Origin of the sequence: Pseudomonas sp. RL_5y_Pfl2_73 (assembly GCF_963970515.1) — a bacterium.
Taxonomy (GTDB): domain Bacteria; phylum Pseudomonadota; class Gammaproteobacteria; order Pseudomonadales; family Pseudomonadaceae; genus Aquipseudomonas.
Map to the genome: position 1 here is coordinate 124,270 of NZ_CAXAPD010000011.1, position 25,068 is coordinate 149,337.

At 62.0% G+C, this 25,068-nt stretch carries 19 protein-coding genes; 12 read left to right on the forward strand and 7 right to left on the reverse strand.

All coding sequences use genetic code 11. From position 1 onward, the window contains the following. Positions 1 to 63 precede the first annotated feature (63 nt). On the forward strand, positions 64 to 1,221 hold the full coding sequence (locus AACY42_RS13245) for an L-talarate/galactarate dehydratase (protein ID WP_339479865.1): 1,158 nt from the start codon (positions 64 to 66) through the stop codon (positions 1,219 to 1,221). A gap of 19 nt (positions 1,222 to 1,240) precedes the next feature. Then, positions 1,241 to 2,674 carry an FAD-binding oxidoreductase gene (locus AACY42_RS13250; protein ID WP_339479867.1) on the forward strand — a complete coding sequence of 478 codons (1,434 nt, stop codon included), beginning with the start codon at positions 1,241 to 1,243 and terminating at the stop codon, positions 2,672 to 2,674. Positions 2,675 to 2,712: 38 nt separating this feature from the next. Here the strand turns inward: AACY42_RS13250 and AACY42_RS13255 are convergent, their stop codons facing one another. After that, positions 2,713 to 4,923: an LTA synthase family protein gene (locus tag AACY42_RS13255; protein WP_339479868.1), complete on the reverse strand. Its 2,211-nt coding sequence runs from the start codon at positions 4,921 to 4,923 to the stop codon at positions 2,713 to 2,715. A gap of 247 nt (positions 4,924 to 5,170) precedes the next feature. Between AACY42_RS13255 and AACY42_RS13260 the strand changes: the two genes are divergently transcribed. The 4 genes from AACY42_RS13260 (at position 5,171) to AACY42_RS13275 (ending at position 10,413) form a co-directional block, all read left to right on the forward strand. Continuing rightward, positions 5,171 to 6,073: a LysR substrate-binding domain-containing protein gene (locus AACY42_RS13260; protein ID WP_339479869.1), complete on the forward strand. Its 903-nt coding sequence runs from the start codon at positions 5,171 to 5,173 to the stop codon at positions 6,071 to 6,073. A gap of 126 nt (positions 6,074 to 6,199) precedes the next feature. Beyond that, entirely contained in the window at positions 6,200 to 6,826 is a 627-nt protein-coding gene (locus tag AACY42_RS13265) for a glutathione S-transferase family protein (protein ID WP_339479945.1), read from the forward strand. 256 nt (positions 6,827 to 7,082) lie between these two features. Beyond that, positions 7,083 to 8,276: a DUF3142 domain-containing protein gene (locus tag AACY42_RS13270; RefSeq protein WP_339479871.1), complete on the forward strand. Its 1,194-nt coding sequence runs from the start codon at positions 7,083 to 7,085 to the stop codon at positions 8,274 to 8,276. Continuing rightward, on the forward strand, positions 8,263 to 10,413 hold the full coding sequence (locus AACY42_RS13275) for a hypothetical protein (RefSeq protein WP_339479873.1): 2,151 nt from the start codon (positions 8,263 to 8,265) through the stop codon (positions 10,411 to 10,413). Before AACY42_RS13270 ends, AACY42_RS13275 begins: the two co-directional genes overlap by 14 nt. 217 nt (positions 10,414 to 10,630) lie before the next feature. On the opposite strand, the gene lpdA is transcribed toward AACY42_RS13275, so the two are convergent. Further along, positions 10,631 to 12,031 carry a dihydrolipoyl dehydrogenase gene (gene lpdA / locus AACY42_RS13280; protein ID WP_339479874.1) on the reverse strand — a complete coding sequence of 467 codons (1,401 nt, stop codon included), beginning with the start codon at positions 12,029 to 12,031 and terminating at the stop codon, positions 10,631 to 10,633. A gap of 220 nt (positions 12,032 to 12,251) precedes the next feature. On the opposite strand from lpdA, the gene AACY42_RS13285 reads away from it, so the two are divergent. The 5 genes from AACY42_RS13285 to cfaB all read left to right on the forward strand — a co-directional run bounded on the left by AACY42_RS13285 (position 12,252) and on the right by cfaB (position 19,587). Next, on the forward strand, positions 12,252 to 14,213 hold the full coding sequence (locus AACY42_RS13285) for an SPFH domain-containing protein (protein ID WP_339479875.1): 1,962 nt from the start codon (positions 12,252 to 12,254) through the stop codon (positions 14,211 to 14,213). Next, the gene (hflC, locus tag AACY42_RS13290; RefSeq protein WP_339479876.1) at positions 14,210 to 15,250 is read left to right on the forward strand and encodes a protease modulator HflC; all 1,041 of its coding nucleotides are present in this window, start codon (positions 14,210 to 14,212) and stop codon (positions 15,248 to 15,250) included. The genes AACY42_RS13285 and hflC overlap by 4 nt, the downstream gene beginning before the upstream one ends. Next, entirely contained in the window at positions 15,247 to 16,299 is a 1,053-nt protein-coding gene (gene hflK / locus AACY42_RS13295) for a protease modulator HflK (protein ID WP_339479878.1), read from the forward strand. The genes hflC and hflK overlap by 4 nt, the downstream gene beginning before the upstream one ends. After that, positions 16,296 to 18,215: a heavy metal translocating P-type ATPase gene (locus AACY42_RS13300; protein ID WP_339479880.1), complete on the forward strand. Its 1,920-nt coding sequence runs from the start codon at positions 16,296 to 16,298 to the stop codon at positions 18,213 to 18,215. The genes hflK and AACY42_RS13300 overlap by 4 nt, the downstream gene beginning before the upstream one ends. A gap of 184 nt (positions 18,216 to 18,399) precedes the next feature. Then, positions 18,400 to 19,587: a C17 cyclopropane fatty acid synthase CfaB gene (gene cfaB, locus AACY42_RS13305; protein ID WP_339479882.1), complete on the forward strand. Its 1,188-nt coding sequence runs from the start codon at positions 18,400 to 18,402 to the stop codon at positions 19,585 to 19,587. On the opposite strand, the gene cls is transcribed toward cfaB, so the two are convergent. After that, the gene (cls, locus tag AACY42_RS13310; protein ID WP_339479884.1) at positions 19,584 to 21,023 is read right to left on the reverse strand and encodes a cardiolipin synthase; all 1,440 of its coding nucleotides are present in this window, start codon (positions 21,021 to 21,023) and stop codon (positions 19,584 to 19,586) included. The two genes, cfaB and cls, sit on opposite strands and share 4 nt — an antisense overlap. A gap of 141 nt (positions 21,024 to 21,164) precedes the next feature. On the opposite strand from cls, the gene AACY42_RS13315 reads away from it, so the two are divergent. Continuing rightward, complete coding sequence (locus AACY42_RS13315) at positions 21,165 to 21,686, forward strand: DUF3617 domain-containing protein (RefSeq protein WP_339479886.1); 522 nt, start codon at positions 21,165 to 21,167, stop codon at positions 21,684 to 21,686. Between the two features lie 60 nt (positions 21,687 to 21,746). Here AACY42_RS13315 and AACY42_RS13320 read toward each other — a convergent pair whose 3' ends face one another. Genes AACY42_RS13320 through folE2 form a run of 4 tightly spaced genes read right to left on the reverse strand, consistent with a single transcriptional unit; the run spans position 21,747 to position 25,061 of the window. Then, entirely contained in the window at positions 21,747 to 22,622 is an 876-nt protein-coding gene (locus AACY42_RS13320) for a metal ABC transporter substrate-binding protein (RefSeq protein WP_339479887.1), read from the reverse strand. A gap of 11 nt (positions 22,623 to 22,633) precedes the next feature. Further along, complete coding sequence (locus AACY42_RS13325; protein WP_339479889.1) at positions 22,634 to 23,500, reverse strand: metal ABC transporter permease; 867 nt, start codon at positions 23,498 to 23,500, stop codon at positions 22,634 to 22,636. Continuing rightward, a complete protein-coding gene (locus AACY42_RS13330; RefSeq protein ID WP_339479891.1) occupies positions 23,500 to 24,168 on the reverse strand; it encodes a metal ABC transporter ATP-binding protein in 669 nt (222 codons plus the stop codon). The genes AACY42_RS13325 and AACY42_RS13330 overlap by 1 nt, the downstream gene beginning before the upstream one ends. Then, positions 24,165 to 25,061 carry a GTP cyclohydrolase FolE2 gene (folE2, locus tag AACY42_RS13335; RefSeq protein ID WP_339479893.1) on the reverse strand — a complete coding sequence of 299 codons (897 nt, stop codon included), beginning with the start codon at positions 25,059 to 25,061 and terminating at the stop codon, positions 24,165 to 24,167. The genes AACY42_RS13330 and folE2 overlap by 4 nt, the downstream gene beginning before the upstream one ends. Positions 25,062 to 25,068 lie beyond the last annotated feature (7 nt).

Consider the following 25,068-nt stretch of genomic DNA (forward strand, 5'->3'; position numbering starts at 1 on the left):
GCATTTGCTGCTGTAACCCGAACCCGGGTTGCAGCCGCCGCCCCAAATGTTCGGAGCATAGCCATGCAAGACACGCCTCAAATGCCTTGCGCCGACGACGACCGCATTGCCTGGGTGCGCGTGGCCTCGGTGTTCCTGCCATTGGCCAACCCCATCAGCGATGCCAAGGTGCTGACCGGTCGGCAAAAGCCAATGATAGAAATCGCCATGTTGTTCGTGGAAATTGAAACCAGGGATGGCCACCGTGGACTGGGGTTCAGCTATTCCAAGCGCGCCGGTGGCCCCGGGCAATTTGCCCACGCCGAGGAAGTCGCCCCCAGCCTCATCGGCGAAAACCCCAGCGACATTTCAAAACTGTGGGACAAGCTCTGCTGGGCGGGTGCCTCGGTAGGGCGCAGCGGCCTGGCCACACAGGCCATTGGCGCATTCGATGTCGCCCTGTGGGATCTGAAAGCCAAGCGGGCCAATCTTTCCCTGGCTCGCTTGCTCGGCGCCCATCGCGATTCCGTCCAGTGCTACAACACGTCGGGTGGATTCCTGCATACGCCGCTTGATCAATTAATGATCAATACCGACCTGTCTCGGGAAAAGGGCATTGGGGGTATCAAGCTCAAGGTGGGCCAGCCTGACCAGGCACTGGATCTGCACCGGGTCAGCACCGTCCGCAAACACCTGGGTGATGACTTCCCATTGATGGTCGACGCCAACCAGCAATGGGATCGGCCCACCGCGCAGCGTATGTGCCGCCGTCTCGAGCAGTTCAACTTGATCTGGATCGAGGAACCGCTCGATTGCTATGACGCCGAAGGTCATGCCGCGCTGGCGCTGCAATTTGATACACCGATCGCGACCGGTGAAATGCTCACCAGCGTTGCCGAGCACTGGGAGTTCATCAAATTGCGCGCGGCCGATTACCTGATGCCCGACGCGCCCCGTGTCGGCGGCATTACCCCTTACCTCAAGGTTCAGGCATTGGCCGAGCAAGCGGGGCTGATGATTGCGCCGCACTTTGCCATGGAGCTGCACATTCATCTGGCCGCCACGTATAGCCGCGAGCCCTGGGTGGAACATTTCGAATGGCTGGAGCCGCTGTTCAACGAGCGCATGGAGACACGTGACGGGCGCATGCTGGTGCCCACCCGGCCTGGCCTGGGGCTGTCTTTGAGCGAGCAAGTGGCGGGCTGGACGGCGAACCAGGCTGAGTTCTGGAAGCGTGCGTAAGCCGATTGAGGAGAGAGGCATGTCGTCGTTGAACCACGAAGTTATCCAGCGCATCGAGCAGGTGGTCGGACCGTCAGGGTGGGTGCGTGATCCCGAGCTGATGCGCGGCTATCTGACGGACTGGCGTAACGCCTACCAGGGCCAGGCTGCCCTGGTGGTACGCCCGGCCAGCACCGCAGAGGTGGCCGACGTTGTACGGCTCTGCCATGACGCCGGGATTGCCGTGGTGCCACAGGGCGGCAATACCGGTTTGTGCGGCGGCTCGATCCCTGATGCCTCTGGCAACCAAGTGGTGCTGTCCTTGACCCGGATGAAGCGCATCCGTGAAATCGACTTGGCGAATGAAACCATCACGGTCGAGGCCGGGGTGATCCTGCAGCAGCTACAGGACACCGCCCATCAGGTCGATCGTCTGTTCCCGCTGTCGCTGGGGGCTGAGGGCAGCTGCACGGTGGGCGGCAATCTGGCGACCAATGCCGGCGGGACGGCGGTGCTGCGTTACGGCAACATGCGTGAACTGACCCTCGGCCTGGAAGTGGTGCTACCCGATGGTCGTATCTGGAATGGGTTGCGAGGTTTGCGTAAAGACAACACCGGCTACGACCTCAAGCATTTATTCATTGGCTCGGAGGGCACGCTTGGCATCATCACGGCGGCGGTGCTCAAATTGTTCCCGGCGACCCACTGCACGGCGACTGCTTGGGTCGCGCTGCCTTCGCCACAGGCGGCGGTGGACTTGATCGGCTATGTTCGCAGCCTGTGCGCCGACCGCCTGACGGGCTTCGAGATGATGTCGCGCCAGAGCCTGGACTTTGTTCTGGACCATGTGACCGGCTGCACTGATCCGCTGGAAACGAAGCACCCTTGGTACGCCTTGATTGAACTGCGCGACACGGTGCCCGACGCGCCGTTGACGCGGTTGCTTGAAAACGGCCTGGCCCACGCCTTCGAGCACGGTTGGGTCATTGATGCGGTATTGGCCAGCAGCCAGGCACAGGCCGCGGCGCTATGGGCGCTGCGCGAAGGTATTTCCGAGGCGCAGAATCATGAAGGCCCCAGTCTCAAGCACGACATCAGCGTGCCCGTGAGTCGGATACCGGAGTTCATTGAACGCACCGACAAAGCCCTGCAACAGGACTTCCCGGGCGTGCGCATCGTTTCCTATGGCCACATGGGCGATGGCAATTTGCACTACAACATCAGCAAGCCGGTCGGCGATGCGGACGCTTCGTTCAGGGCTCGAGAACACGCGATCATGCAAGTCATCTACCGGATGACGAGTGCCTTCAACGGCAGCATCAGTGCCGAACATGGGCTGGGACAAGCCAAACCTGAAGCGGCGGTCCGCTTCAAGGATCCTCTGGAGACCGAGTTGATGCGTGCCATCAAACGCGCGCTGGACCCGACTGGGCTGATGAACCCCGGCAAGGTCTTCTCCCGCCCCGAACCATAAAAACGCGCGGCCGTGTTCAAGGGGTGCGCGTTTTTTGTTCAGCCGGATCGGGCCTCGCTGTCTACCAGCATATCGTCCAGGTATTGCGGCTGCTCCGTCTGATCCGGCAGTTCGGTCACGACGCTGAAGTCGCTGACCTCGATGGCGCCGACGCCATGACCGAGCAGATGGAAGGAAAACGCCTTGCGCTGCTGCGGGTTGTCGAAACGGATGTTCATCACCAACGGCTGGTCGGGTGTGACCGCCACCTCGGTTGGCAGGTCCATCGGCACATCCTGCTCGAACTCCTTGGCCTTGAGGGAAATATAGGCGGCATGGTCATCCACGGTGCGGATGGTCAGGCTGACGCGGGTCTGCGAGCCCTTGGGCATTTCCAGGTATTGGGCACCGATCAGGTTGTCGGTCCAGTCGTTGGTGACCTGGGCCGGCAGTGGGATTTTATCTGCGCTACCGAACTGATAGTGCTGGTTCAGGGGCGTGCGCAACAGGGTTTGGTCCAGGGCCATGGCTCGGGCGCCGATCAATCTGGCGCGCTGGCCGCTGTATTGCCCGCCATAGGTGGCCCGGTCAGCGATGAAGCCTGTGCTGGTGTAGTAGCGGCAATGCTGGAGGAAGTCGCACTCGGTAAACGTGCCTTTGCCGTCGTGGTAGCGCAGCTTGCCGTTGGTGAACGACATGATTTCCCGGCCCGTCGGGTAGTCCCTGAACATCGAGCGGCCGGACAACGACGTGGGCACCGCAAAGCCAAAGTAATCTAGGATCGAGGCGGTCAGGTCGACGTGGCCATAGGTGCCGGACTTGATCCTGGGCAACGGCTCCGGCGCCAGCGTCAGGTTGAACCCCCAGGACGAGGCCAGCCGCACGTCGTCGATGCCGTGGGATTCGTCCGAGGTGATGACCACCAGGGTGTTGTCCAGGATACCTTGGCGTTCCAGGCCCGCCAGGAAGTTTTCCAGGGCGTCGTCCAGGTAGCCTACCGCCGCCTGCTTGGCGGTGTCGTAGCGTTGCAGGTATTGATCTGGGGCCGAGTAGGGCTGGTGTGTGCCCACGGTCAGTAGGGTCAGCATCCAGGGTTTGTCCGCTTGTTGCAGTTGCCCGACGTAGTCCAGTGCGCCTTCGAAGAAGGTCTTGTCGTCCTTGCCCCAAGGGAATTCCAGGTAGGCGGGGCGAGTGAACCACTCCATGCCCAGGGTCTTATCGAAGCCGATGTGCGGCATGATCCGGTCCTTGGCCATGAACCGCAGGCCAGCACCCTGGAGGTAATGTGTGGAAAAGCCATTCTGACGCAACTGGGCCGGCAGGCAGGCTTGGTTGCGCTGGGTCTGGTTGAGCATTTCGACGCCTTTGGGGGTGCCGTTGTCGAGCTTGTCGTAGTCGCCACACAGCATCGCGTAGAGGCCGCGGATGGTCTGGTGGCTGTGCAGGACGTAATCGGGTGTGTTCATGCCGCGTTCGGCCCAGGCACTGAGGTGCGGCATCAGGTTCTCCTGATAGCTGCTTTTCAAGGCCTGGCGGTTGGCGCCCACGTAGGCCCCGGGAATACCCTCCAGGGCGATGATCAGGACGTTGCGCGCCCGTCCCGGTTCGGCCAACAGTCTGCTGCCATCGAGGTCCAGCCGAGTCAGCCCCTCCATTGACGGGGCTGGGTCTAGCGCCTCGCCGTCGAGCCATTGCCGGGCCTGGTCCTGCCCGGCGGCGACACCGGCTGTGACGAGTTGGTGAGGCAGGTTGAACACGTTCCATTGGTCCGTCTCGCTGGGGCGCCAGGCTTGCAGCGCGCTGTGGCTCAGCAGGAGCAACACGGGCACGGCCCAGGCGTGGCGAGGCAAGTGTGGCGCCTGGCGTGGGCGGCTGGTCCATTGGGTAATCAGCCAGAACGCCAGCGCTGCCAACTGGATCACGGCCAGCCAGGGATGGGCGAAGCCGCCGCTGGTGGAATTTTCAACGAACTGCGGGTCGGTCAGATAATGAATGTCCGAAGGGTTGGGCATCCGCCCGACCGCGCTGACCAGCTCGATGCTGGCCAGCGTCAACGCGCTCAAAGCCAGCAATACCGGGAATGCCAGCCACCTGGGACGGCGATGGAGCAGCACGATCAGCACCCCGCCGATACCCAGGTCCGAGAGATAGCCCAGCGGGTCGGACCAGCCCAGGGCGAGACGCAGGCCCATGGGGACGAGTAGTACGCAGCCTATCAGGGCGATGAGGGCGGCGCGGGGGTGGGTTAAAGCGCGATAAAGAATATTCACAAGAAACGAGCCCTTCGTTAAAGCTAATCCGTTGAACAACACACCAACCCTGTGGGAAGTTCTTCCTTCGGTCATGAAATTGTCATGAGGCGGGATGGTACCAAGGGCAATCACCCCTGGCCGTGCCAATGTCCCGGTGTCCGGCTGTGCTGGGCTGTGGTTCACTGGCTCAGGCCTTTGCGAGGGCCGCATAGCGCTCATTTGAGGCGCGCATAAAATTGTATCAAGGTTTTTCATCGGGGGATGGATGGACAGGTTTCAGGAAATGCAGGTTTTCCTTGCCGTGGCCCAGGCGTCGGGTTTTTCGGCTGCGGCGCGGCGCTTGGGCCTGTCGGCGGCCAGCGTCACGCGGGCGGTGGCGGCGTTGGAGCAACGCATTGGCACGCCATTGCTGGTGCGCACCACCCGCAATGTGTATTTGAGCGAAGCTGGCCAGCGCTTTTTTGAGGATTGTCGCCGGATCCTGAGCGATTTGCAGGAAGCCGAGGATTCGGCCGCCGGCAGCCATGTCCAGCCTCGCGGGCAGTTGACGATCACCGCGCCGGTGCTGTTCGGTCAGTTGTTCGTCACACCATTGCTGGTGGATTACTTGCACCGGTTCCCCGAGGTCAGCATCAACGCCTTGTTGTTGGACCGCACGGTCAGCCTGGTGGAAGAGGGCATCGATGTTGCCCTGCGCATTGGCGAGCTGCCGGACAGCAACCTGCATGCTGTGCGTGTCGGTGAAGTGCGACGGGTGGTGTGCGGCGCGCCTGATTTCTTCGCGCGCCACGGGCGGCCCCGGCATCCGGGCGACTTGGAGCGAATGCCCGTGGTGGCGTCATCGGCCATTGGCCAGGTCAAAAGCTGGACTTTCATCGATTCAGGCCAACCGTTGGCCGTTCGGACCGTGCCTCGGCTGGTGGTGACGGCCAACCAGGCCGCGATCACGGCCGCCTGCCGAGGGTTGGGGATGACGCGGGTCCTGTCTTACCAAGTGGCAGGCAGCGTGGCTGCCGGGGAGCTGGAAATCGTCCTGGCTGATTTCGAATTGCCGCCTCTGCCGATCCATGTGGTGTACCAGGGCGGACGCAATGCGCCGGCGCGGGTCCGTAGTTTTGTCGATTTTGCCGTCAGTGCTCTGCGCGAAAATTCGGCCTTGAGCGGTTGAAGCATTGTTTCTCTGGCTGAAACAATGGATTGCATTTCTGGGTGATTCTCTTGTTCTTGCCGGGAGCGGAAGATGACCCCCATCGACGCCGTTGTGCTGATGGCGTCATTTGCAGCGGAGTCGACCATGAACCCGATCAAGCACTATCACTTCCCGCTTTCCGGCCATTCCCATCGCGTTCAACTGATGCTTTCGTTGCTCGGGTTACCTGTCGAAGAGGTCTTCGTCGACTTGGCCAAGGGCGCGCACAAGCAGGCGGATTTCCTGGCACTCAATGCGTTCGGCCAGGTACCGGTCATTGACGATGACGGTGTGGTACTGGCGGACTCCAACGCGATACTGGTGTACCTGGCCCATAAATATGGCAAGGACCGCTGGCTGCCGACCGACCCGATCGGCGCCGCCCGGGTGCAGCGCTGGTTGTCGGCGGCGGCCGGCCCGATCCATGCGGGCCCGGCCACGGCGCGGCTGATCACGGTGTTTGGCGCGGCCTACAACGCTGAGGACGTGATTGCCCGTGCCCACAACGTGCTGAAAGTCATTGATCAAGAATTGAGCAGCCGCGCTTATCTGGCGGGTGACGCTGCAACTGTGGCGGACATCGCTGGCTACAGCTACATCGCCCACGCACCGGAAGGCAATGTGTCGTTGGAGGACTATGCCAATGTGCGGGCCTGGCTGGCGCGGATCGAAGCCTTGCCCGGGTTCGTGGGCATGCCGCGTACGGTTGTCGGGTTGCAAAAGCACGCCTGAAACCGCAGGTGCGAAACCTTGTGGTGAGCAAGCTTGCTCCCGCTGGGTTGTGCTGTAGGAGCTGCCGAAGGCTGCGATCTTTTGATTTTGACCTTTCGCTTGAGACTCAAATGTCTGAGGTAAGATCGCAGCCTCGTTGCACGCGACAGCTCCTACACCGCTTCTACAGGCCCAGCAGTAGCAAGGTTTCTCGCCACAGGTATTCGCCAGGATCCTAGTGGCGTAATCTGCCGGGTTTTATGGGTGGTAAGGCTTCATGACGTTTCTTTTCCGGCTCTCCCTGGCCCTCGCCGTGTTGCTTTTGGGGGGCTGCGAACAAGCTTCACCCCCAGCCCTGGATCAACAGTTGTATATCTGGCAGCGCCAATGGACAAAGGCTCACGAGCCGGCGCTGCGCCAGAGCCATGGCGATTTCTCCAGCCTGCGGGTGCTGGCGCTGCAGGCTTTTCCCGGGGCGGGCTGGAGCCGTGCGCGGATCGATCCGGCCTTGCTCAGGGCTGACGGCCGTCCGCTGATCGCGGTGATTCGCCTGGACGGCCAGCTCAAGGCCCTGGACCAGGATGAGGTATTCGCGCAAATCCAGCAGGTGCTGGGCGACTGGCACGCCGAGGGCTTGACCCCGGTAGGGATAGAAATCGATCACGATGCTGGCAACGCCCGGTTGCCGGCCTATGGAAAATTCCTCGGCCAACTGCGGCAAGTCCTGCCGGCCGGCGTGCGGCTAAGCATTACTGCACTACCGGCCTGGCTCGACAGCCCAGCATTGCCGGGGTTGTTGGAAGCGGTGGACAGCAGCGTACTGCAGGTCCACGCGGTGAACGATCCACGGCAGGGATTGTTCGATCCGAAACAGTCCCGGCACTGGGCGCAACGCTGGAGCGACGTCACCACTCGGCCGTTTTATCTGGCTCTGCCGGCCTACGGCGTGGCGCTGTTGACTCAGGAGAGCGGCGCGCCAGTGGTGGAAAGTGAAGTGCCGATCGATCGCGGTGGCGAGCGTCGGGAGCTGCTGGTCGATCCGCAACAAGTGGCTGGGCTTGCGGCAGATTTGCGTGCCGATCCGCCGAAGCATCTCGCTGGGTTGATCTGGTTTCGCCTGCCCCTGGCCGGCGACCGAAGGGCCTGGAGCCTGACCACGCTCGGCGCCGTCGCCCGGGGAGACAACCTGGACAGTCGCCTGGCGTTGCAGTGGGGGGAGCAGGACGGTCTTTACGATATCCGCCTGGTCAACCAGGGCAATCTCGACAGCCCCTGGCCCCAGCGCCTGACGCTGACTGTGGGCGCGTGTGACGGCGTCGATGCCTTGGCCGGTTATACATTGCAACAAACCCCCGGACTGCTTACCTTCACCCGCATTCAGGAAGGCCGCTTGGCTGCTGGCAGCCACCGGGCAATCGGCTGGGCGCGCTGTACGAAAATCGACCAAGGAGGTTCCAATGTTTACCCGTAAGTGGCCTCGTCACCTGCTGTGTCTAAGCCTGTGCCTGCCGCTGGGCCCGGCGCTGGCCTGCGGGCCGGATTTCCCGATGCGCCTGCTGGATAACCGCGCCCAGTCGCTGGCCGAATTGCCCGAAGGCAGCTTTCGCTTCGAGGTCAGCCGCCTCGGCCAGACGATTGCCGGGCTCAAGCCGGCCAGCGAGGCGACGCGCAACCCGGACCACAGCTATGACGACCTGCCTTCTTACGTTGAACAACGCAACAAGGCCGAGCAGATCGGCCTGACCCCGCCGCAACAAGCGGTGGTGGAGCGCGTGCGGGCCCTGACCGATGTCGATCAGGTGGCAGCCGAGGCGGCCAATCTGCCTGATGAGCTGCGCTTGTATGCGATTGGTGCGGCGGCTTTTAACGTCGGTGAGCATCAGCGCGCCGTGGAAGCATTCCAGCAATTGCTGGCGTTACCGGCTGACCAACGTCGGTTGCGCAGCACCTGGGCCGCGTACTCTCTGGGGCGGGCTTTGTTCGCCGTGAGCACCGAGGCCGGCAGCGGCGACCCCGTGGTCTTGCAGGACCAGGCGCGAGTGGCGTTTCGCCAGGCCCGCGAGTTGAGCATTGCCGGCTTCAGCGATCCGCTGGAACTGGGCATCGCCAGCCTTGGCGAAGAAGCCCGGGTGGCCTACACCGCTGACGATTGGGACAGTGCCATCGACCTGTACGCGATCCAGAACCTGCAAGGATCTGCGGTCGGCTACAGCTCGTTGTTGCAATTGGCCGGTGATTTGAGCGTCCAACCGGATGAACGTTTGAGCGAATTGCTCAAAACCAGGGCGGTGCAGCGATTGGTCACCGCCTACCTGCTCAGCCGCGTCGGCTGGTGGGACGGTGAAGCACCCACTGGCGAGAAAAGGCTGTTCGAACTGTTGCAAGCCAACGCCCGGGACAACCTGGACGATGCCGACCGTTTGGCGGCGGTGAGTTACCAGCACGGCGATTACGCCAACGCCCAGGCGTTTGTGCAAAAGGCCTCCGACACCGGCCTGACCTGGTGGGTGCGTGCCAAGCTGGCGTTGCGCGACGGCGACAAAGTGGCCGCGGCGGCGGCTTATGCCAAGGCTGCCCAGGCGTTTCCGAACGATGAATCCTGGGGCAGCCGGCGGACACCGGATTGGAACTTCGAGTCGGTGCAACCCAAGTGCCGGGTCGAAGGTGAAAGCGCGATCCTGGCCTTGCAACGCGGTGATTACCTGCAAGCCTTCGATCAGCTCTATCGCGGCCAGAGCAACTATTGGTACGACGCCGCCGCAGTCGCCGAGCGTGTGCTCACGGTGGATGAACTCAAACAGTACGTCGACGCGCAAGTCCCGGCGCCACCGGCGTTGAGCCAGGAGGATCGCGATAATTACAGGCCGCTGCCGGTGGCTGCGAGCTTGCGCAACCTGCTGGGTCGTCGTTTGCTGAGGGAAGGGCGCTTTGATGAGGCACCGGCTTATTTCGATGACGCGGACCTGCAGAACAAGGCCCGCGCCTATGGGCAATTGCGCCAGGACGCGGAGTCTAAATGGTGGCCAACCCGGCGGGCCGAGGCGTATTTCAATGCGTCCTGGATGGCGCGTAAATGGGGCATGGAACTGCTTGGCTATGAGATGGCGCCGGATTACGCCAGCCTGGGAGGCAACTACAGCCTGGAACCGGTTGAGCTGAAGGTCGGACCGCTGTTGGCCGAAGGCGAAGTGAAACGCCAGCAGGCCAGCGCGGCGCAGCCGGACATGCGTTATCACTATCGCTTTGTCGCCACGGCGCTGGCGAGTCAGGCGGCGGATTATTTGCCGCATACCAGCCAGGCCTTTGCCGCGGTGCTGTGCAAAGCGGTGGGGTACAACTCCAGCCTTGAAGAGCAAAGCGCGCTGTATCAACGCTATGTGAAGGAAGGCCCGTATGTGGATTGGGCCGGGGACTTCGGTCATCAATGCCAGGAACCGGACTTCAGCAAGGCGAACAAACGCTACGTGACCCAGGCCTTGGACCCGATTCGTTCGATGTTGCGACCTTACAAGGGTTGGCTGCAAATGGGCGGTGTGGCGCTGGTCGTTGCGGTGGTGTTGGGATTGATCAGCCGGCGCCGGCGCAAGGCGCGGATGTCGGCCAATTAAGTTGAATGTGGCCAGAGCTTGGCGCTGGCTCGGCTCTGTAGGCGCTGGCGAAGGCTCGGGCCGCGTTCGGACGATCTTTTGACCTTGATCTTTCGCTCTGGACTCAATGGGTCTTGGAAAGATCGCCGCCTTGTTGCTCTCGACAGCTCCTACGGGTGCGTTCCAGTGGGAGCAATCGCTGGCCACAAAAAGTGTTTACTCCAGTGTTGCGTTGCCCCTACATCTGCGTCGCCATCCCCTCCACATTCATCGCTGCCTGGCGCAATGCCTCCGAGCGGGTGGGGTGTGGGTGGCAGGTCAGGGCGATGTCCTCGGCTGAGGCGCTGAACGCCATGGCCACGCAGTATTCACCGATCATCTCGCTGACGCTCGGGCCCACCAGGTGCACGCCAAGGATCTCATCGGTGCGTTCATCGGCCAGGACCTTGGCGAACCCTTCGGTCTCGTGGTTGATCTTGGCCCGGCTGTTGGCCGTGAACGGAAACTTGCCGACGTTGTAGGCGCGGCCTTCGGCTTTGAGTTGTTCCTCGGTCTTGCCGACGCTGGCCAATTCCGGACGGGTGTAGATGACGCTGGGAATCAGCGCATAGTTGACCTCGGCGGCCTTGCCGGCGATCTGATCGATGCAGACCATGGCTTCGTCCTCGGCTTTGTGGGCCAGCATCGGTCCGGACGTCACATCACCGATCACCCAGACGCCCGGTGCTTCGGTCCGGTGACGCTGGTTGGCGAGCATGCCGCGCGGGTCAGGGCTCAGCCCGACGTTCTCCAGCCCCAGTCCTTGTGTGTAAGGCCGACGACCAATGGCGACCAGCACGTAATCGGCGTCCAGGGTCTGTGCTTCGCCGCCCGCCGCCGGCTCGATCTGCAATTGCACGCCGCTGGCTGAAGTAGCGGCCCCCGTGACCTTCGAGCTCAACTTGAACTGGATGCCCTGTTTACTCAAGGCCCGTTGCAGAGTCTTGCCAGCCTCGCCATCTACCCCCGGACAAATACGATCGAGGTATTCCACCACGGTCACCTGGGCACCCAGGCGCCGCCAGACCGAACCCAGTTCGAGGCCGATGACGCCGGCGCCGATCACCACCAGATGCCGAGGCACCTCACTCAGGGACAAGGCACCGGTGGAGTCGAGGATGCGCTGGTTGTCGATGGCTACGCCTGGTAGGGGCATAGGTTCCGAGCCGGTGGCGATGACGAGGTCCTGGGCGCTGAGTTCGGTCTTGGCGCCATCTTCGCCGGTAACGGTCACCTTGCCGGGCCCGTCGATGTGGCCCCAGCCTTTGATCCAGTCGACCTTGTTCTTGCGAAACAGAAACTCGATGCCCTTGGTCAGGCCGGCCACGCTTTCGTCCTTTTGCTTCATCATTTGCGCAAGGTTGAGGGTGGGGCTGACGTCAATGCCCAAGTTGGCGAATTCCGTTCCTGTGGCGGCTTCGTACAGTTCCGAGGCATGCAGCAAGGCCTTGGAGGGCATGCAGCCGACGTTCAGGCAGGTGCCGCCCAGGGTGGCTCGGCCTTCGATGCAGGCGGCTTTCAACCCTAACTGCCCGGCCCGAATCGCCGCGTTATACCCGCCGGGTCCGCCGCCCAGAATGATCACGTCGTAGTTGCTCATCGCTGTTTTCCCACTGGCCTGATAAAAAATTATGAACGTAATATGAGCGTTTCCAGAGATTTCGGTCAAGGCTTAAGTCAAGGAGCCGGTACCGGCCTTGGCATGAAGAATTCAAAACGGAAATTTCACAGTAATCGTTATAAGGTAACGGCGTCTAACGAAGCGTCGGTGGCGTCTGTCCACGGGCCCGGATTTTGATCGCCACGAATGCTGGGGTGGTATGCAAGTCGATCTTGATGTCGAGGGGGGACAGGTGGCCGAATGGCCGCGTTTTCAGCGCGCCTCGTTTCAGGGGCGCCGTCTGAAGCAGATCGCCTTCGCCCTGGGAAGCGTGGTGGGCGTGGGCCTGGTGCTGGCGTTTTTTATCGGGGTGTTTTCGCCGCAATCGTTGTGGCCGGTTTTGCTGGTCAGCCAAGGCGCGGGACTCTTGGTGCTGGTGACGGGTTTGCAATCGGCTTGGTGGGTCACGCAGTGGCGTAGCAGGGCGCTGCTGCCGGCTGTGGGTAACTTGTCGGCGGAAAACGCGCCTGTTGATAACCTGGGTTGGTATGAGCGGCTGCTGGAGCGAATCGGCGCTCGCGGGGTCGGCCTGCTGAAGCAAATCGGTGCGCCTGCGTTGTGGTTGGCCGGTGGGTCAGTGCTGGTATTGCTGGGCCTGGAACAAGCCTGGAACTTGCAACTGCCGGCTACCGCCCTCGGTGTCTCGGCCAGTGTGGGGGCGGTGCTGTCGTTATTGTTGGCGTTCGGGCTATTGGTGTTTGAGCGGCAATTAGCCCAGCAATCCCCCGTGGAATGGCCGGAAGCGACGCCGCTGGCGCAATTGACGCGGGTGGCGATCATCGTGCTGGTGCTCGGCGCTTTGTGCTTGTTGTTCGCTGCAGAAACGTCCCTCTGGCCGATGCGCCTGGCCGTGCTGATGGGGCTGTTGCCGGGCGTGGTGGCGGCCGAGTTTTTGCTGCGCGCCGTGTTGTCGTTATTCATCCCGCGCCGGGATACCCTGGAACCGACGTTGCTGGGCCGCAGTGTCATCGCCGATCTGCTGCGCTGGCCGCCGCAACCGTTGCTGGCCTTGGGACATGAACTGCACAACCGTTTTGGCATCGACCTGCGCCAGATCTGGGCCTTCAGCTACATGCGCCGGGCTTTTTTGCCAGTGTTGGCGTTGGTGGTGCTGGTGGGCTGGTTGTTGACGGGTGTGCACGAAGTGTCGCTGCAGGGGCGTGGCATCTATGAGCGCTTTGGCAAACCGGTAGAGGTGTTCGGTCCGGGCTTGCATGTCGCGTTGCCCTGGCCGTGGGGCAGGGTGCTCAACGTCGAGAATGGTGTTGTGCATGAACTGGCGACCAGCCTCGTGGAGAGCCGGGCAGCGGTCGAGGCTGAACCGGCGGAAGGACCGGCCCCGGCAATCGCTAATCGGTTGTGGGATGCCAGCCATGTGAACGACAAGTCCCAGGTCATTGCCAGTCGTCGTGCCGACCAGCAGAGCTTCCAGATCGTCAATATGGATGTGCGCTTTGTCTACCGCATCGGCCTGACGGACGCCGCGGCGTTAGCGGCGACCTACAACAGCGCCGATGTGCCAACGCTGATCCGCAGCACCGCCAGCCGCCTCCTGGTGCATGAGTTTGCGTCGCGCACACTGGATGGTTTGCTCGGCGCGGACCGTGTCAGCCTCGCCGACGAGATCGGTCGCGCTGTCCAGGCTGATTTGCAATCGCTCGATAGCGGTGTGGAAATCCTGGCGACGGTTGTGGAGGCGATTCATCCGCCGGCCGGTGCGGCCAATGCTTACCACGGCGTGCAGGCGGCGCAGATCGGCGCCCAGGCATTGATCGCCCGAGAGCGTGGCGCGGCGGCGGAACAGGCCAACCAGGCGCAATTGCAAGCCAGCGTCGCCCATGACCAGGCGACTGCCACCGCCCGGGAAATCAACGCGACTGCCCAGGCCGCCGACCTGCGCTTCAATGCCGAGCGCAAAGCTTACGCCACGGCGGGGCACGCTTTTGTGCTGGAGCATTACCTGGGCCAACTGAGCCAGGGCCTCGCCAATGCCCGGTTGCTGATTCTCGACCATCGCTTGGGCGGTAACGGCAACGCGCCGAGCATCGACTTGCGTACCTTCACGCTGCCGGCAGACCCCACGTCGCCGCGTAACCCTGTCCCGCCAGGAGCTGCCCATTGAGCCAGTCCTCTTCACACGATCACCACGACCACGCGGGTCACGATCACGGCCATGCCGGTCATCACCCTGGCCATCACCACCACCATCATGGCGATCCGCAGCAAGCCGGTCCGTTCCCGTGGCGGCGGATGGGTTGGGCGGCGCTGCTGGTGGCGTTTGCCGTTGCGGCCGCAAGCCTGGTGCAAGTGCGTTCGGGGGAGGCCACAGTCATCACCCGTTTCGGCAATCCGGCGCGGGTGCTGCTGCAACCTGGCTTGGGTTGGCGCTGGCCGGCACCGTTCGAGGCGGCGATTGCGGTGGACCTGCGGTTGCGCACCACGTCAAGCGGCCTGCAGGATGTCGGCACCCGTGACGGGCTGCGGATCATCGTCCAGGCCTACGTGGCTTGGCAGGTGCAGGGTGACCCCGAAAACGTGCAGCGTTTCATGCGCGCGGTGCAGAACCAACCGGACGAAGCCGCCCGGCAGATCCGCACATTCGTCGGCTCGGCGCTGGAAACCACAGCCGCCAGTTTTGACCTGGCGAACCTGGTCAACACCGATGCCAGCCAAGTGCACATCGCCGATTTCGAAGCCCAACTGCGTCAGCAGATCGAGCAACAGTTGCTCACCACTTATGGCGTGCGTGTGTTGCAAGTTGGCATCGAGCGCCTGACTTTGCCTTCGGTGACGCTGACCGCAACGGTGGATCGCATGCGCGCGGAGCGTGAGACCATCGCCACTGAACGCACGGCCATCGGCAAGCGCGAAGCGGCGCAGATTCGCTCCGCCGCAGAACGTGATGCGCGAGTGATGCAAGCCGATGCCACGGTGAAAGCCGCCGATATCGAAGCGCAGTCGCGAGTAGAAGCGGCTGAAATTTATGGTCGGGCATACGCCGGTTCTCCGCAGCTCTACAACCTGCTCCGTTCGCTGGACACCTTGGGCACCATCGTCAGCCCCGGCACGAAGCTTATTTTGCGCACCGATGCGGCGCCATTCCGTGTCCTGGTGGACGGTCCTGGTTCCGTGGAAGGCAAAGGTGGAACACAACCATGAGTTTGGTTCCACGTGGAACAAACCAGTTATCCAGCCCGTGGATCCAGGCCGGGCGCCTGGCGTTCTTAGCGCTTTATGCCGTCACGGTGTTGGCGGCGTTGGCCTGGGTCTTTTCCAACGTGCGGCAGATCGATCCGCAGAATCGCGCGGTGGTGCTGCACTTTGGCGCCTTGGATCGCATCCAGAATGCCGGCCTTTTGTTGGCGTGGCCTCGTCCTGTGGAACAAGTGGTTTTGCTGCCCGCTGCGGATAGGGTGCTTGAGCGGCGGGTGGAAAATCTGCTGCGCTCGGATGCAGCGCTGCAGGCCGACCGTGTTGCCAGTTTCGCCACGCCGGTCAGCGATGCGTTGGCCGGCTCCGGTTATTTATTGACCGGTGATGCCGGCGTGGTGCAACTGGATGTGCGGGTGTTCTACAAGGTCACCGCCCCGTACGCCTTCGTCTTGCAAGGTGAACATGTCCTGCCGGCACTGGACCGGCTGGCAACCCGTAGTGCGCTAGCCCTGACTGCGGCCCGGGACCTGGACACCATTCTGGTGGCTCGCCCCGAACTGATGGGCAGCGACAACCAGGCGGCCGAACGCCGCGAACGCTTGCGTGGTGATCTGGTGCAGGGGCTTAACCGACGCCTGGCTGACCTGGCCGCGACAGGGCAGGGGTTGGGTATCGAAGTGGTGCGGGTCGATGTGCAATCGAGTTTACCGGGGGCGACGGTCAGTGCCTTTAACGCGGTACTGACAGCCAGCCAGCAGGCCGATAAAGCCGTGGCCAATGCGCGCACCGAAGCCGAAAAACTCACCCAGGCCGCCCGCCAAGACGCCGACCGTGCCGTGCAAGTCGCCCATGCCCAGGCCAGCGAACGACTCGCCAAGGCTTCGGCCGACACGGCCACGGTGCTGGGCCTGGCGAAGACCCAAGGCAGCGATCCACAAATGCTGCTACGCCTGTATCGCGAACGCCTGCCTGCCATCCTTCGCCAGGCCGGTTCAGTGACCACGGTCGACCCGAAAGACGATGCCCACCTGATCATCCAGGGAGCCGGACAATGACTGCCCAAGCCAGCGCTGCACCGATGTTGTCCTCGGCGGAACAGCGTATCGCCGCCCGGCAACTGACCTTGGCGATGCTCGCCCTCGGCTTGCTCGCATTGGGCCTGGTATGGCGCGGCTGGTCGCCGGAGCAGAGCGGTGTCAGCCAACTGCTGTTGGGGTTCGCCTCGCTGTTGGTGGCCGTGCCGGTGATGCGTTCGGCCTGGTACAGCTTGCGCTATCCGAGCCTACACGGGATTACCGACCAACTCATCGCCTTGGCGATGCTCGGTGCCTGGGCCACCGGCGATCTGCTGACGGCGGCGTTGTTACCGATCATCATGATCTTCGGGCATGTGCTGGAAGAGCGCAGTGTCATTGGCTCCCAAGAGGCGATCCATGCCCTTGGCCAACTCACCCGCAGCCAATGTCGCAAGGTACAAAACGACGGTTCTATCATCGATGTCGACAACGCAATGCTCCAGCCCGGCGATGTCGTGGAGGTGCGCGCTGGCGACCGGGTACCGGCCGATGGTCGGGTGTTGTCCGGCCAGGCCAGCCTCGACACCGCGCCTATCACGGGTGAGTCGGTGCCGTTGGAGGCTGTGGTAGGCACTGAAGTCTTTGGTGGCGCGATCAACCTCGATGGCCTGCTGCGCCTGGAAGTGGCCCGTATCGGCGAAGAGTCCACCTTGGGCAAGGTCATCGCCCTAATGCAGAACGCCGAACGCTCCAAGCCTCCCATCACTCGCTTGCTGGAACGCTACGCCGGCAGTTACCTGGTACTGGTGTTGTTGCTGGCGGCGGTGACCTGGTTCGTGACCAACGATGCCCAGGCGATGCTGGCGGTATTGGTCGCCGCCTGTCCTTGTGCATTGGTGCTGTCGGCACCGGCCACTGCCATTGCCGGGATCGCGGTGGCGGCGCGACACGGCATCCTGATTCGCAGCTCGGCCTTCCTGGAAGAACTGGCGGACCTGACGTCGTTGGTTGTCGACAAGACCGGTACGCTGACCTACGGCGTCCTGCGTCTGCAATCCATCGAACATGCTCAGGCTGCTCCCCCATCGTTGCTGCTACCTTTAGCTGCCAGCCTCGGTTCGGCCAGCAGTCATCCGGTCAGTCGTGCGTTGGCGGGGCTGGTGGATCAGGAAAGCTGCCTGGCGCTGACGGACATCCATGAACGCCAGGGTCTGGGGGTGGTCGCGATGACCGCCCAAGGCGAAGCGGCGCTCGGGCGGCCGGAGTTGTTTGCACTGCTGGGCATTCAAACGTCAGTGGTCCCCGAGCACGACGGCCCGATTGCCGGCCTGGCCCTGGACGGGCAATTCCTCGCCTGGCTGTTGTTGGCCGACAGTATCAAGCCGGAGGCGCGGGTTGCCATGGCCGAGCTGCGCGAGCTGGGCCTGGGACGTCAATTGCTGTTGACCGGCGACCGCCAGAGCGTGGCCACGACCCTGGCCCGGGAGGTCGGCATCGGCGATTTGCAAGCCCAGGCCCTGCCGGAGGACAAACTCAAACGGGTCATGGCCGAAATCGACCATGGGTTCCGCCCCATGGTGGTGGGCGATGGCATCAACGATTCCCTGGCGCTCAAGGCCGGGGTGGTGGGTGTCGCAATGGGCGCAGGCGGTGCAGACATCGCCCTGGCGTCGGCAGACATCGTGCTGATCGGCAGTGACCTGCGCCGCCTCGGCACCTGCGTCCGATTGAGCCGCCAATGCAGGCGCACGTTGCAGGTTAACGTGATCATTGGCCTGGGTTGGACGCTGGCAATCGTCGCTTTTGCCGCCTTCGGCTGGCTTGGTGCGGCAGGGGCGATGATCGCTGCATTGCTGCACAATCTCAGTACCCTGCTAGTGTTAGGTAATGCGGGGCGATTGTTGCGGTTTCAGGAGCCACTCTTGAAAATCCAAGCGAAGGGAACCGTTGGATAACCCTTGGCGAACTGTGCGTCACCCTTGCAGTCTCTGTTGGAGAGGGGGTACCCATACTGGCGCTACCCGGCACAAGGAGTGAATTTGGGACAGTGATAGAGAAAGGCTATAAATTCGATAGCCTGCTATTTTTCTATGATGGTCTACCCTCATTTTCAGACGTCTGAAACGAGGGGGATTTTTCATGCTCGCGCAACTTCCACCGGCCTTACAGAATCTGCATCTACCGCTTCGGCTGCGACTCTGGGATGGCCATGAGTTTTCACTGGGTGACGACCCCAGTGTCACGATCGTGGTCAAGGACCCACAAATGGTCGCGCAATTCACCCATCCCAGCCTGGATGCGCTAGGAGCGGCCTTCGTCGAAGGTAAGCTGGAACTCGAAGGTTCGATTCACGAAGTCATTCGTGTCTGCGATGAATTGAGCCAGGCTTTGGTCGAGGATGACGCCGACAATCCGCCGCTACGATCGCTCCACGACAAGGAAACCGACGCCAAGGCGATTTCCTATCACTACGATCTTTCCAACGCGTTCTATCAGCTGTGGCTCGACAGTGACATGGCCTACTCCTGCGCCTATTTCGAGACGGGCAGCGAAACCCTCGAACAGGCCCAGCAAGCCAAATTCCGCCACTTGTGCCGCAAGCTACGATTACAGCCGGGTGATTACTTGCTGGATGTCGGTTGTGGGTGGGGCGGTCTGGCCCGTTACGCTGCGCGCGAGTTTGGTGCCAAAGTCTTCGGGATTACCCTGAGCAAAGCGCAGTTGGCGTTGGCTCGGGAGCGGGTCAACGCTGAAGGCCTGGAGGATCTGGTCGAATTGCAATTGCTCGATTACCGCGATTTGCCCCAGGACGGTCGCTTCGACAAAGTGGTCAGCGTTGGCATGTTCGAGCATGTCGGCCACGCTAATCTCGAGCAATACTGCAAGACGCTGTTCGGCGCAGTGCGTGAGGGCGGTTTGGTGATGAACCATGGCATTACCGCCAAGCACATCGACGGTCGTCCGGTTGGCCGTGGCGCCGGTGAATTCATTGAGAAGTATGTGTTCCCCAACGGTGAGCTGCCGCACCTGTCGATGATTTCTGCCCAGATCAGTGACGCGGGGCTGGAGATCGTCGACGTGGAAAGCCTGCGCCTGCATTACGCGCGCACGCTCGATCATTGGAGTGAACGCCTGGAGGACAATCTTGAGACCGCCGCGAAGGAAGTGCCGGAACAGGCGCTGCGGATCTGGCGTCTGTACCTGGCGGGCTGTGCCTACGCGTTCGCCAAGGGCTGGATCAATCTGCACCAGATCCTGGCGGTGAAGGCCCACGCCGACGGTAGCCATGAGTTGCCCTGGACCCGCGACGACATCTACACCCCTTAGAGAATCGGTGAGATAAGCCGGGCGATCCGCATGCCGATCTTCTGCAGGCGGTGGGTCTCCCGGCTTTCCTGTTTGTCGATTTCCACGGCTTGGGCGAAGTCTTGCTCAAGCATCTGCTCGACCTCGGTGGCGAACGGGATATCCACGGTGAGCAGCATGACTTCGAAATTCAAGCGGAACGAACGGTTGTCCAGGTTCGCACTGCCGATGGCGCTGATTTCCTGGTCGATCAACACCACTTTCTGATGCAGGAAGCCCGGCGCGTAACGGAACATCCGCACACCGGCCCGCACTGCCTCAAACGCATACAGGCTGGACGCGGCGTAGACGATCCTGTGGTCTGGCCGCGAGGGCAGCAGGATGCGCACATCCACCCCGCGCAGTACCGCCAGGCGCAACGCCGCGAACACCGCTTCGTCAGGGATGAAGTAAGGTGTTGTGATCCAGACGCGCTCGCTGGCCGCATGAATAGCCTCGACGAAAAACAGCGAACAGGTTTCGTAGGCGTCGGCCGGGCCGCTGGTCAGCAACTGGCAGAGCACACCGTCGTCCGGATAGGTGTCTGGCAGGATCAGCGGTGGCAGCGAACGAGCGGCCCAGAACCAGTCCTCGGCAAACGACTCTTGCATACTCCCCACCACCGGGCCGCAGACTTCGACATGGGTGTCGCGCCACGGCGCCAGTGGCGGCTTTTCGCCCATGTATTCATCGCCCACGTTGTGCCCGCCGACGAAGCCAAGAACGCCATCCACCGCCACGATCTTGCGGTGGTTGCGAAAGTTGACCTGGAACCGATTGAGCCAGCCGCTGCGGGTGGCGAAGGCTTTAACGTGGACGCCACCGTCGCGCAGCACCTGGACGTAGCGGTGGGGCAGGGAGTGGCTACCAATACGGTCATAAAGCAGATACACCGCCACGCCTTCGGCGGCTTTTTTCAGCAGCAGGGTCTGCAGGCGTAGGCCGAGGCGGTCGTCGTGGATGATGAAAAATTGAATCAGCACGGCCTGCCGAGCGTTATCGATGGCCTGGAAGATTGCCTCGAACGTGGCCTGCCCATTGACGAGCAAGCGCACCTGATTGTTCGCCAGGCACGGTGTGCGCCCCAGCTTGGGCATGGCCCGTAACGAGTCGTAGGCCTGGGAAGCGCGGGCGGTCAAAGCCTCTTCCACCCACGGCCGCCAGTTCAGCTCGGAGATCGCCTTGCGCATCTCTTTGTTGGCTTGTCGGCGCGCCTTGATGTAGCCATCAAAGGTGCTGCGCCCGAAAACCAGGTAAGGAATCAACGTCAGGTAGGGAATGAACAGCAGCGACAGGGCCCAGGCAATCGAGCCTTGGGCCGTGCGCACCGTTAAGACGGCGTGGACGGCGGCGATGGAACCCAGGGTGTGGAGCAGCGCGATCAGGTAACCGAAAACATGCGGGCCGAAATAATCCATGGGGCATTCTTGCTCCGGAAGTTTCAATGCTTAACAGACCATGTTCCATGGCGAATGTCGCTATTTAATTCACGCGTCCCGGGCTTGAACCGAAGCCTGTGGGCGGCGTCTAACGGCCACTTGTCCTCTGGAGTTTATGCGATGAATGTTCGTCTGCTGGGTGTGGCCTTGGCAATGGGGTTGGCGGTTCCGATGGCGGCTCAGGCGCAGATGCTCCAGCCGGGTTTGTGGGAGTTGACCACCAGCAACATGAAGGTCGATAACCAGAACCTGCCGGACCTGCAACTGATCCTGGGCCAGGTGCAGAACCAGATGACTGCGCAACAACGGGCGATGCTGGAAAAGCAGGGCATCACCATGGGCGGCAAGGGCATCCGTGTCTGCCTGACCCCGGCGCAGGTGCAAAGCAATGACATTCCGCTGCAAGACCCGCAATCGGGTTGCAAGCAGCAGATCACTGAGCGTACCGGCAATCAGTGGAAGTTTCGCTTCAGTTGTCCGAAAGCCCAGGGTAATGGCGTCGCGACGTTCCTGAGTGATCGTGAATTCACCACCAAGGTCAACGGCACGTTCAATGCCACCGGCATCCAGCAGAACGGCAGCCTCGACACTCGCGCGGTGTGGCTGGGTCAGGATTGCGGAACGGTCAAGCCGAGGGCTTGAAGCTCATTTGAAGTAGTCGCTTGGTGAGCCTGTGGGAGGCATTGCTCCCACAATGCTCTATCAAGGCCGACTCAGCGCCTCATACAGGGTATTGAGGTTGTATTCGAACAGACCGGTAAAGGTGCTGGCCGGTCCGCTGGCCGCGAGTGCATCGGAGTACAGCGTGCCGCCGATGTGGGCACCGCTCTCGTCGGCGATCTGCTTGAGCAGGCGTGCATCTTTGATGTTTTCCATGAACACCGATTTTACCTTCGCCTGACGGATCTGGGTAATCAGCGCCGCGACTTCTGCTGCCGACGGTTCACGTTCGGTGGATAAACCCCGGGGCGCCATGAACTCGATGCCATAGGCCTGGCCCAGGTAACCGAATGCATCATGGGAGGTCACGATCTTGCGATTACCGGCAGGCAGTGCACCGAGCTTGGCCTTGGCTTCGGCGAGCAGGGCATAGATTTTCTTCAGATACGCCTGGCTGTTGCGTTCGTAGTCGGCTTTGTTGGCCGGGTCGGCAGCTTCCAATGCCTTGGTGATGTTGCTGACATACAGCTCGGCGTTCGCCAGGTTGTGCCACGCGTGCGGGTCGGGAACGGTCTCGCCATCCTCATCCAGTGAACGCGGGATGACGCCACGACTGGCGCTGATCACCGGAGCAGCGGTTTGAGTGCTGGTCACCAGGCGATCCAACCATGGCTCGAAGCCCAGTCCATTCTTGATGATCAGTTTTGCCTTGAGCAATGCCTTGGCGTCGTCTGGCGTGGGTTCGTAGGTGTGTGCATCGGCGTCCGGCCCGACCATGTTGGTGATGTGGATATGCTCACCGCCGACCTGTCGGGTCATGTCGGCGAGGATGCTGAAGCTGGTCACCACCTGCAGCTTTTCGGCGGCGGACAGGGACATGGACAGCATCAGACTGATTAGCACGAGCAGAACGCGCATCGGGAAACACCTCATTGGGATGTGAGTAAAGGTGGGCGGTGCAGCAAACCGTGCACCGGACCGAATACCACCGACAGCAGGTACAACGCGCCCGCCACCAGTACGATGGACGGCCCGCTGGGCACTGAGTAATAGAAGGACAACAACAGGCCAAGCCACACCGAGAGGCAACCAAGCAGCGCCGCGATCAGCATCAGCAGTGGCAGGCGACGGCTCCAGAATCGCGACGCGGCGGCCGGCAGCATCATCAGGCCGACCACCATCAGCGCCCCGATGGCCTGGAAGCCGATCACCAGGTTCAACACCACCAGGGTCAGGAACACGCCATGGGCCAATGGGCCGAGACGACTGACGGTTTGCAGGAACAGCGGGTCCAGCGTATCGAGCAGCAACGGTCGATAAATCAACGCCATTGCCAACAGGCTGGCGCCGGACACCCAGAGCATGCCGGTGAGTGTCGGGCCATCTACCGCCAGGGCCGAGCCAAACAGCAAGTGAAGCAAGTCCAGGCGTTTACCGGCCATGCCGAGGATCAATACGCCGGCGGCCAGGGAAATGGGATAAATCGCCGCGAGGCTGGCGTCCTCCCGCAGGCCAGTGCGTCGGGTAATCCAGGCGGCGAGCCCAGCCATGCTCAGGCCCGCACCCAGACCGCCAACGGTCAAGGCCGGCAGGCTCAACCCGGCAAACCAGAAACCCAGGGCGGCACCCGGCAGAATGCCGTGCGCTACGGCGTCACCAATCAGGCTCATGCGCCGAAGAATCAAGAACACGCCCAACGGCGCCGTGCTGCACGCCAGCACCAGGCCGCCAAGCAAGGCCCTGCGCATGAAGACAAACTCTTGAAACGGTTGCCAGAGATGGGTGGCCGCAAGCATCAGGCCACCCACGTCTGGGGTTGTTGAGCGATCAAGTCGACACTGCGGCCCAGCACGCAGCCCGTGTTGCTGATCAGCAGCGAATGGGGGATATGTTGGCGGACCGCTGCCAGATCATGGCATACCACCACGACGGTTCTGCCCGCAGCATGCCAGCGATGAATGTGTTTCCACAGCAGCGTCTGGCCTTGTTCATCGAGGGCGGCGTGGGGTTCGTCGAGCAACAGCAATGGCGCTTCGGCCAGGCTCAGGCGAGCGAGCAGGGCACGTTGCAGCTCACCTCCAGACAGCGCCATTAACGGACGATGTTCGAGACCGGTTAGCGCCCAGTCGGCCAGTACGGTCTGGAGCGCTTGCCTTCGCATGGCTGGCGTGTGTCGACTACCCCAGGAACCGACAGCCACCAACTCTTGCAAACGGATGGGAAATTGCCGATCCAAATGTTGCTGCTGCGGCATGAACGAAACCCCACCACGGCGTGAAACATCCAAGGTGACTTTGCCGGAGAGCGGCTTCTGCAATCCCGCGAGCACTTTCAACAGACTGCTTTTGCCCGAGCCGTTGGCACCGATGATGGCGGTGAGACTGCCGGCCGGTCGCTGCATCGCGAGGGGCGGAGTGAGGGGTTGTCCGGGTGCACCCCAGCGCAGCGCTTGGCAGTTGATCATGATGCGTCCCGGGTCCAGCGGCTTTGCGCCACGGCGTCATGGGCGTGCAGGCTTTCGGCGTGAACGACGCGCACATTCAGGGCAACGATGTCGGGTGACCGACTCAAGGCCGTGCTTAATCGCCGCGCGGCGTCTTCGCAGAACATCAGGTTTTGGCCGTTGGCCAGGGCGAAGGCTTGTTCATCGGCGCGTTTGACGGCGGTTTGCACAGCGGTGCCAAGGGTCGCTTCGGCTTTGTTGATGAACGACAGTAGCGGTAAATCGTCGGTATCGGTGTTCAGGCGTAGGCTCAGGGTCGCCGTACTGCGTTGGCTATGAGGGGTGGCGACAATGCCGTTCGATGAACCTAGCCAGGCCAGGATTTCGGCGTGCTCAAGTTTTTTGTTAGCGAAGTCGTCGACAAACTGCTGTTGGATCAATTGCCGGGCAAGTGCGGCCGAACAAGGGCAAGTCGAGGAATAAGCAATCTGGATTTTCAGTTCCACGTGGAACACGGTGTTTTTTAAGTGGGCTTCGATGCTCACCGGGTAGCGCTTCCAACCCTCCAGCGGGCTGATGAGTGCCGGACGCTTGAGCAACAGATCGGTATGCAGACTGAGCGATGCCGAGTGGGACATGCCTTCATGGCTATCGAGAAATTGCTGGAGGACTCGGCGCAACAACGCTGGCGAAAGCGTCGTCTCTTCGAGTAGTTCCAGCGCCAGGTATAAGCGTGACATGTGAATGCCGCGCGCCTCACCGTCATCCAGGCTGACACCTGCATCGGCCATTGCACTGAGACGCTGGCCGTCAATCAGCACCGGCGTTGCGATGCCACACATGCCCACCCAATCTAGGGGCAGGGTTTGACGTGAAGCCTGCGCAGCGATGTCGGGCAGGGTTGACGCGTTCATGGTCTAG

What these genes read in the sequence shown, in the direction of transcription:
- lpdA (WP_339479874.1), bottom strand. Translation starts at nt 12,031, where the DNA reads ATGAGCAACTACGACGTGATCATTCTGGGCGGCGGACCCGGCGGGTAT.
- cfaB (WP_339479882.1), top strand. Translation starts at nt 18,400, where the DNA reads ATGCTCGCGCAACTTCCACCGGCCTTACAGAATCTGCATCTACCGCTT.
- AACY42_RS13245 (WP_339479865.1), top strand. Translation starts at nt 64, where the DNA reads ATGCAAGACACGCCTCAAATGCCTTGCGCCGACGACGACCGCATTGCC.
- hflK (WP_339479878.1), top strand. Translation starts at nt 15,247, where the DNA reads ATGAGTTTGGTTCCACGTGGAACAAACCAGTTATCCAGCCCGTGGATC.
- AACY42_RS13275 (WP_339479873.1), top strand. Translation starts at nt 8,263, where the DNA reads ATGTTTACCCGTAAGTGGCCTCGTCACCTGCTGTGTCTAAGCCTGTGC.
- folE2 (WP_339479893.1), bottom strand. Translation starts at nt 25,061, where the DNA reads ATGAACGCGTCAACCCTGCCCGACATCGCTGCGCAGGCTTCACGTCAA.
- AACY42_RS13320 (WP_339479887.1), bottom strand. Translation starts at nt 22,622, where the DNA reads ATGCGCGTTCTGCTCGTGCTAATCAGTCTGATGCTGTCCATGTCCCTG.
- cls (WP_339479884.1), bottom strand. Translation starts at nt 21,023, where the DNA reads ATGGATTATTTCGGCCCGCATGTTTTCGGTTACCTGATCGCGCTGCTC.
- AACY42_RS13325 (WP_339479889.1), bottom strand. Translation starts at nt 23,500, where the DNA reads ATGCTTGCGGCCACCCATCTCTGGCAACCGTTTCAAGAGTTTGTCTTC.
- AACY42_RS13265 (WP_339479945.1), top strand. Translation starts at nt 6,200, where the DNA reads ATGAACCCGATCAAGCACTATCACTTCCCGCTTTCCGGCCATTCCCAT.
- AACY42_RS13270 (WP_339479871.1), top strand. Translation starts at nt 7,083, where the DNA reads ATGACGTTTCTTTTCCGGCTCTCCCTGGCCCTCGCCGTGTTGCTTTTG.
- AACY42_RS13285 (WP_339479875.1), top strand. Translation starts at nt 12,252, where the DNA reads ATGCAAGTCGATCTTGATGTCGAGGGGGGACAGGTGGCCGAATGGCCG.
- AACY42_RS13315 (WP_339479886.1), top strand. Translation starts at nt 21,165, where the DNA reads ATGAATGTTCGTCTGCTGGGTGTGGCCTTGGCAATGGGGTTGGCGGTT.
- AACY42_RS13250 (WP_339479867.1), top strand. Translation starts at nt 1,241, where the DNA reads ATGTCGTCGTTGAACCACGAAGTTATCCAGCGCATCGAGCAGGTGGTC.
- AACY42_RS13330 (WP_339479891.1), bottom strand. Translation starts at nt 24,168, where the DNA reads ATGATCAACTGCCAAGCGCTGCGCTGGGGTGCACCCGGACAACCCCTC.
- AACY42_RS13300 (WP_339479880.1), top strand. Translation starts at nt 16,296, where the DNA reads ATGACTGCCCAAGCCAGCGCTGCACCGATGTTGTCCTCGGCGGAACAG.
- AACY42_RS13260 (WP_339479869.1), top strand. Translation starts at nt 5,171, where the DNA reads ATGGACAGGTTTCAGGAAATGCAGGTTTTCCTTGCCGTGGCCCAGGCG.